This window comes from Nostoc sp. CCY0012 (assembly GCF_963920855.1).
In the GTDB taxonomy this organism is placed as follows: Bacteria; Cyanobacteriota; Cyanobacteriia; order Cyanobacteriales; family Nostocaceae; genus Cyanocohniella.
Genome location: NZ_CAWUDM010000178.1, coordinates 1 through 7,466 on the forward strand (window position 1 = coordinate 1; position 7,466 = coordinate 7,466).

3 protein-coding genes are annotated in these 7,466 nt (G+C 39.6%); 2 read left to right on the top strand and 1 reads right to left on the bottom strand.

Annotated features, from left to right (window positions below; genetic code table 11):
- Positions 1 to 79: 79 nt before the first annotated feature.
- Complete coding sequence (locus ACM0OS_RS27730) at positions 80 to 2,080, bottom strand: AAA-like domain-containing protein (protein WP_414546397.1); 2,001 nt, start codon at positions 2,078 to 2,080, stop codon at positions 80 to 82.
- A gap of 536 nt (positions 2,081 to 2,616) precedes the next feature.
- Here ACM0OS_RS27730 and ACM0OS_RS27735 point away from each other — a divergent pair.
- Together ACM0OS_RS27735 and ACM0OS_RS27740 are read left to right on the top strand one after the other, a co-directional pair.
- On the top strand, positions 2,617 to 4,122 hold the full coding sequence (locus tag ACM0OS_RS27735; RefSeq protein ID WP_414546398.1) for a PAS domain-containing protein: 1,506 nt from the start codon (positions 2,617 to 2,619) through the stop codon (positions 4,120 to 4,122).
- Positions 4,123 to 5,309: 1,187 nt separating this feature from the next.
- Positions 5,310 to 7,031 carry a Mu transposase C-terminal domain-containing protein gene (locus tag ACM0OS_RS27740; protein ID WP_414546399.1) on the top strand — a complete coding sequence of 574 codons (1,722 nt, stop codon included), beginning with the start codon at positions 5,310 to 5,312 and terminating at the stop codon, positions 7,029 to 7,031.
- The last annotated feature ends 435 nt before the right edge of the window (positions 7,032 to 7,466 follow it).

Below are 7,466 nucleotides of genomic sequence, written 5' to 3' on the forward strand. Positions count from 1 at the left end.
CCTTGTCCCCTTGTCCCCTTGTCCCCTCGTCCCCTCGTCCCCTCGTCCCCTTATCCCCTTCCCAGTCCTAATCCTCACCTTAACCAAAAACGAGGCGATCGCGTCCTTTTCTTTTAGCTTGGAATAATGCTTGTTCAGCCGCATTGATTAAAGCCGTCGGCTCAGTGTCTAACTGGGGAATCATACTAGCAACGCCTAAACTGACAGTTAAAACCTCAGAAGGAAGACCACCAATACCAGGATACTTACACTCAATTGCTAAAGCTTTGACTTGTTGGCGAACTTTTTCGGCAATACATACAGCAGTTTTCGCATCTGTTTGAGTGAGAATAGCAAATTCTTCACCACCATAACGAGCTACTAACACTGAACTAAGTTGACTCTGAGCAGTCAGTTGGGAAGTTTCCCCAGCACCATGTGTTTGGTAAGTCTTACTGCTATTAGCATATGACAAACTACTATCACCCAATGGTTGCTGAACACAGTTAAAGATGGCGTTAGCAATATTTTGTAAACAATGATCTCCTGCTTCTCTACCGTAGGTTTTGTTATAAATTTTAAAATAATCAATGTCACATAAAATCAGTGACAAGGAAGTGTGTTGACGAATGGCTCTTTGCCACTCAACTTGTAGGTAGGTGTGAAAGTAACGGTGATTGGCTAACTGAGTCAGTTCATCTAAGCTAGATAAGGCACGCAAGTATTGATTTTCTCTTTGCAACTGATCAACACGCACAAAGGGCAAATCTTCATGACTATTGATTTGTCCCCGAAAATACAAACGATACAACTCACACGCAGGAGTACAGTGATCGCCTACTAAATTCACTAGACCTAAACTTTGTAATTTATATGCCACTACTAGCTCTAATTTCACATCATCTGTAGCGGTAATTACTTCATCAAAAGCCGATGCTAATTCTGGTTCCTCTCGCAGTGCTAAAACGTACTGTTTTAAATAATCATGATAAATACCCCCTGTTGTTGCGGCTTGTTGTAGTAACTGCTGTAGATTCCGTTCTAAACCCCCTTTTCCCACCAGATGATACAAAGCCAACCTAATTAGATAAGGATGTCCCCCCACCATCGCCATCAAACTCTCAGCATCCTTGCCATCTGACCAATCTAGTCCGTGACGTTGTGCTAATTCTTGTACCTGTTCGGTGGTAAAAAGTGGTAATTTTATGGGTAAGCCAATATTAAATGGCGATTGAGTCAGTTTTAGGGGAACAAGAATTTCTTTGGAGTACACCAACACCAGGCGGAGTTTTTGCCACATCTCCACCATTTTGGCTTGTTCGTACCAAGAACGCACCAAGGGCAAAAATTCCCCAGCAATGTCGGGATACTCAAATACCCAATCTACTTCGTTTAATACCAAAACCAAGGGAGTTTTCAGCGCCGACAATAAATATTTTTGAAAATAGATCGAGCAGCTGATTTTGCTACCCATGTCCTCATCCCAATAATCATTGAGTTTTACTTCTAGCTGTAACTCCCGACTGACGTTGGCACAAAACCAGCGCAAAAACTTATCTAAACTCGTAAAAACTGCTTTATCTGCTTGTTGAAAGTCCAGACTCACAGTCCGAAACCCTTGATTGATAGCGCGCGCCAGCACCCTGATAATTAAAGAGCTTTTCCCCATTTTCTTAGGAGATCTGATGCAGATAACACTTCCTGGTTCTGTTATTTCTGCGTAAGCAAGTTCCTCCACTGGTGGACGAGGAATGTAAAATCGAGAGTCCAGGGATACCGGGCCATTGGGAAATTCTAAGGCGATCGCAGTCGCTGCGCGGTTAAACTCCTTAATTAACTGCTGATGAACTTTACTCAACCGACGAGGTTCTAAAGTTTGACGGAAGTTAGATTTATGGATGGGTTCTCTCCAAAAATCACTCAGCAATTGCCATAAATGAGCAGCAACTTTCCTGACACGCTCTCCACCGTAATGAGCTTCAAAAGCTATACTGGTATAAGTTTTTCCTTCCCAAGATGAGCGCAGTATCATCTCTTGTAGAGTCGTCAACCCATTCACCTGGCTAGCTTTTAGTAGCAACACGACTTCATCTATAGTCATTCGTCATTGGCCCTGATTTGGTGTAACACTTCCTCAACTGATTTTTCGGCATCAAAGTTTAGGTTCTGAGGATGCAACTTGATGTAGCCTCCTAGATTTTAGTGAAAGCCAATATTTTTCAAAAAAGCTACAAATAGGACTTGACAAAATTATTTTTATCTGAAACATCTGATATTAAATAATTATAGAGTTTTTTACCTAATATTTTTTGGGCAATTTGGTAAATTTTTTGTGCTTTTTTATACTATCATTAACATTTTGAGATTGATGAAGACCCAAAATGTAGCTAATTCTTTCTCAAATCCAACGGAGGCGATCGCGCCAGAGGTTACACTTTTTTATTTAACTTTTTCTAGAGTTAATTCAAGATGAGTCATACCTTGTTTATCTATTTTTCAACTTTAATCAAATCGACTGAGTAATAGCTAAATTAAGCGATTGTGACTAAATTAACATCTTTCCTCCCTAAATCCTCAAGTGCTAAGACAACGTAGAGAGAGAGCTTAAAGAATATCTTCCTCATCGTATCAGCAGCTATGCATATTGAAGAACCCGCTATTAACCAGATGGAAGCGCAAAGCTCCCAAACCTTCCCTGCGTCTCCAAATCCAGAATCTTTAGAGATTTTCCAGCACTCACAAGCAGCTTTGCAAATGGCATTAGCTACCAGTGGTCTGGGCTGGTGGAATTGGAATCTAGTGACCGAGCAAAGTTATTATGATCCTCAGTGGAAAAGCATCTTGGGGTATCAAGTAGATGAAATTACGGGACACTATAGATCCTTCGAGCAACTTATACATCCACAAGATTTGCCGAAAGTCCGCCAAGTATTAAAAAACTATCTTGCAGGTCACACGCCTATCTTTGAAGCCGAAATGAGAATGTTAACTAAATCCGGCGAATGGAAATGGATTCTCAGTTGTGGCAGAGTATTTCAGTGGGATGAATGCGGTAAAGCAGTCTGGATGACAGGAACACACAGGGATATAACTTTAGAAAAATTATCCCAACAAGTTTGGCAACAACAAAAAAATCAACTATTAGAACAAGTTAACAAAGAAATTAGCGATCGCCAGCTTGTAGAAGCACAGGTACAAGAAAAATCACAACAACTAGAAATTACCCAAGCAGAACTTAAACATACCAAAAGGCAACTATTGCAGAACGAAAAAATGGCTAATCTGGGAAAACTAGTAATAGATACGGCTAACGAAATTCATAATCCCATTAACTTTATTTATTGTCATCTCCATCCAACTGGTCAATATACTGAAGACTTAATTAAACTAATTGAACTTTACCAATATTACTATCCCACACCGACCTTAGAAATTACTTCATATCTGCAACAGTTAGACTTAAATTTTATTAAAACAGATTTACTAAGATTAATATGGTCAATGCAATCTGGATCTGAGCGTATTCAAGAGATTGTTTCTGCCTTGCGAAACTTTTCTGGTTTTGATGCAGACAAACTGCAAAAATCTAATTTACATGAAGGAATTGATAGTGTTATCAGAATTTTGCAGCATCGCTTGAAACCAACACAAGATAGTCCGGGGATTGAAGTAATTAAAGAATTTGGAAAATTGCCTTTAGTCGAGTGTTATCCTGGTGAACTCAATCAGGTATTCATGAATATTTTGACTAATGCCATCGAGGCTTTAGAAGAGAGGATGAAACAGGATTATTCTTTGATACCCAAAATTTGGATTCGCACAGAAATAGTTAACAGTCATTTGTCATTAGTAACTAATAATGACGCTAGTACAGGTGATAAAGCGAAAAAGCAAAAAATTCGGATTCACATTTGTGACAATGGTAAAGGCATTCTACCGCATATTCAAAGACATATATTTGAACCGTTTTTTACAACTAAACCTGTCGATAAAGGCAAAGGTTTAGGACTATCAATTAGTCAACAAATTATTGTAGAAAAATATCAGGGTAAACTAAAGTGTAACTCCCACTTAGGGCAAGGTACAGAGTTTATTATTGAAATGAATACAACAGCAAGACACTACATAACTAGGTGGGCGTAAGTAAGTAGAACAGGGTAAATAATTAAATGTTTGTAGTGAGTTAGCGCGGTCTACAGCCCTTCTCCTAAAGGAGACGCTACGCGAACGGGCATCCTTCTCCCAAGGGGAGACGCCAAAGGCGAACGGCGGGGGGTTTCCCCCATGAGCGACTAACGTACAGCCTGCGGCATCGGTCGGCATCACCCGTAGGGTGAGAACTTTAGTTCTCAAATCAGGACTAAAGTCCTGACTACGAACTGATTTTAGATAAATTTACATTACTTTACATGGGTTGGTTTTTTCAAGTCGTTCTACTTAATTAAAGGTTTGTAGTTTGTAGTTTGTGGTCATTTAGCCCTGTAAAAAAGTCGTAGTTGTCCAAAACCACGTGACATACTCCTACACTGATGCAAGCATACAGTGTAGGCTTCTCAGTGACTCTTCTATGAAGACATTGACTGAGCTTTGTTTTAAGTCCACGAGAAGCCCCTCCGCAGACTATGCAATTTCTTACCTTGTACCCTACAAATTTTACTGTCCTGGATGAGATGCTGGCTTATTCGCGCTATAGGACAAACCCGGAGGTGATCTGTATTAATCAAGATGTGCCTACTTGCTTCTATGCTGTGCAACGGAGTCGCTTACCAATAATCGCAATGCTATTGGACAGAGGCTTATCAGACACCAATATGGGTGAAGTCAACCAAATCCATTATACCAAATTTAAAATATTTTGCTCGTTTCCTCCGTGTCTCCCTTCCTCGCTGTCGCATTGGTCGGGAGACTGTCGTCAATTCACGCGCAATTCATCTCATCACTTCCACTATCGTGTTAAGTGAGAGGCTTCTTGCTGTTCAAGCTAAAAAGAGCTAATATTTATTTGCTAAAAATAAAGATACTGCTGTCAACGCGGTCATATAATTTGGCAAACGACAACAAATGTACATTCGCACATTATATGTCGCAATTCGCAGATAGTGTCGCAACCGCATCTAAATATCTGAAACCTTTATCCTGTAAGGATTATAAACTATTTAATCACATAGAAAATAAATTTGCTTAATTCGCATTTTCTATGTCGGAAATCCTAGATTCTCAAATTAAATGTCGTTTGTTAAAATTTAGGTATTTATCAAATTGCATGTCGCATTCTTAGTAAATTAATGGTACATTAGTACCTTAATTATTCATGAGTGTTTTTCACTCCAATGGCAGACAAACAATTTGAATTCACGGAAGAATCAACGCAAGCTCCAGATGCTATTTTTCTTGACAAGAGTAATTTTGTTGTAGATCCATCCCAAGTTATTCTGGAAACATCAGATAGGCATAAACTGACATTTAATGTGATCCAGTGGCTAGCTGAATCACCGAATCGCACAATTAAGTCTCAGAGAAAGCAGGCTGTTTCAAATACTCTTGGTGTTTCTACTCGCCAGGTGGAACGTCTCCTCAAGCAATACCATGATGACAGGTTATCAGAATCAGTAGGAGTACAGCGCTCAGATAAGGGAAAACATCGAGTCAGCGAATACTGGCAAGAATTTATCACAAAAATTTATAAAGAAAGTATTAAAAATAAACATCCAATTTCACCAGCATCTATAGTTCGCGAAGTGAAGCGACACGCGATCGTTGACCTTAAGCTTAAACCAGGAGATTATCCTCATCAAGCTACTGTTTATAGAATTTTAGATCCTTTAATCGCACAACACAAACAGAAGACAAAAGTTAGAAATCCTGGTTCGGGATCTTGGATGACAGTTGTAACACGAGATGGACAGCTACTGAAGGCTGAGTTTAGTAACCAAATTATTCAATGCGACCATACTGAACTGGATATTCGCATAGTTGATAGTGATGGTAATTTATGGTCTGACCGTCCTTGGCTGACTACTGTCGTGGATACTTTTTCAAGCTGTATTGTTGGTTTCCACTTATGGATCAAACAACCAGGTTCTACAGAGGTTGCTTTAACCTTAAGACATGCTATTTTGCCAAAGAACTATCCTGAAGATTATCAGCTAAATAAAGCTTGGGAGGTATGCGGGCCTCCTTTTCAATATTTTTTTACTGATGGTGGAAAAGATTTGGGATCAAAACATCTAAAAGCCATTGGTAAGAAACTAGGATTTAAGTGTGAACTACGCGATCGCCCTCCCGAAGGCGGTATTGTAGAACGGCTTTTTGGAACTATTAATACTCAAGTTCTCAAAGATTTACCCGGTTATACAGGGTCAAATGTTCAGGAACGACCCAAAAACGCAGAGAAAGAAGCGTGTTTGACAATACAAGATATAGACAAGATCCTAGCTAGTTTCTTTTGTGATATTTATAACCACGAACCATATCCCAAAGATCCCCGCGAAACAAGATTTGAGCGCTGGTTTATGGGAATGGGAAGAAAACTACCTGAACCTTTGGATGAGCGAGAATTAGATATCTGTTTGATGAAAGAAGCGCAACGAGTTGTTCAAGCGCATGGATCTATACAGTTTGAGAACCTGATTTATCGAGGAGAATCACTCAATGCATATAGAGGTGAATTTGTAACGCTGAGATATGATCCAGACCATATTCTGACTTTATATATCTACAGTTGCGAAAATAATGATAATAGAGAAGAGTTTTTGGGTTATGCTCATGCCGTAAACATGGATACCCATGATTTGAGTGTAGAAGAATTGAAAGCCCTGAATAAAAAGCGAAGTCAAGCTCGTAAGGAGCATTTTAACTATGATGCCTTATTAGCATTAGGGAAACGCAAGGAACTTGTAGAGGAACGTAAAGAGGACAAGAAGGAAAAAAGACGCTCAGAACAAAAGCGTCTTCGTTCTGCATCCAAGAAAACCTCAAATGTTATTGAACTACGCAAAACTAGAGCTTCAAGTTCTTCCAAAAAAGATGAAGACCAGGAAATCTTACCATAAAGAGTTTCCAGGGAAGAAATTAAGCTTGAGAAGATAGAACCACAGTCGCAGGAATATATTTCAGCGCACACTGATACTCCAGAAGAGCAGAGACATAAGTTAGTTGTCTCTAACCGTCAAAAAAACTTGAAAAAGATTTGGTAAATTATGGCGCGATCGCAACTTACAACTCAACCTTTTGTTGAAGTCCTAGCCCCAAAGTTAGACCTCAATGCTCAACTTGCTAAAACCATTGATATTGAGGAACTTTTCAGGACTTGTTTTATCACAACTGATCGGGCTTCAGAATGCTTCAGATGGTTAGATGAGCTGCGTATCCTCAAACAATGTGGTCGAGTCATTGGCCCAAGAGATGTTGGTAAAAGTCGAACATCGCTTCACTACTTAGTGGTGCAGAAAAGTCTTGAACCGCTTGTATACCAGGAGTCTGACTGA

What these genes read in the sequence shown, in the direction of transcription:
- ACM0OS_RS27730 (WP_414546397.1), bottom strand. Translation starts at nt 2,080, where the DNA reads ATGACTATAGATGAAGTCGTGTTGCTACTAAAAGCTAGCCAGGTGAAT.
- ACM0OS_RS27735 (WP_414546398.1), top strand. Translation starts at nt 2,617, where the DNA reads ATGCATATTGAAGAACCCGCTATTAACCAGATGGAAGCGCAAAGCTCC.
- ACM0OS_RS27740 (WP_414546399.1), top strand. Translation starts at nt 5,310, where the DNA reads ATGGCAGACAAACAATTTGAATTCACGGAAGAATCAACGCAAGCTCCA.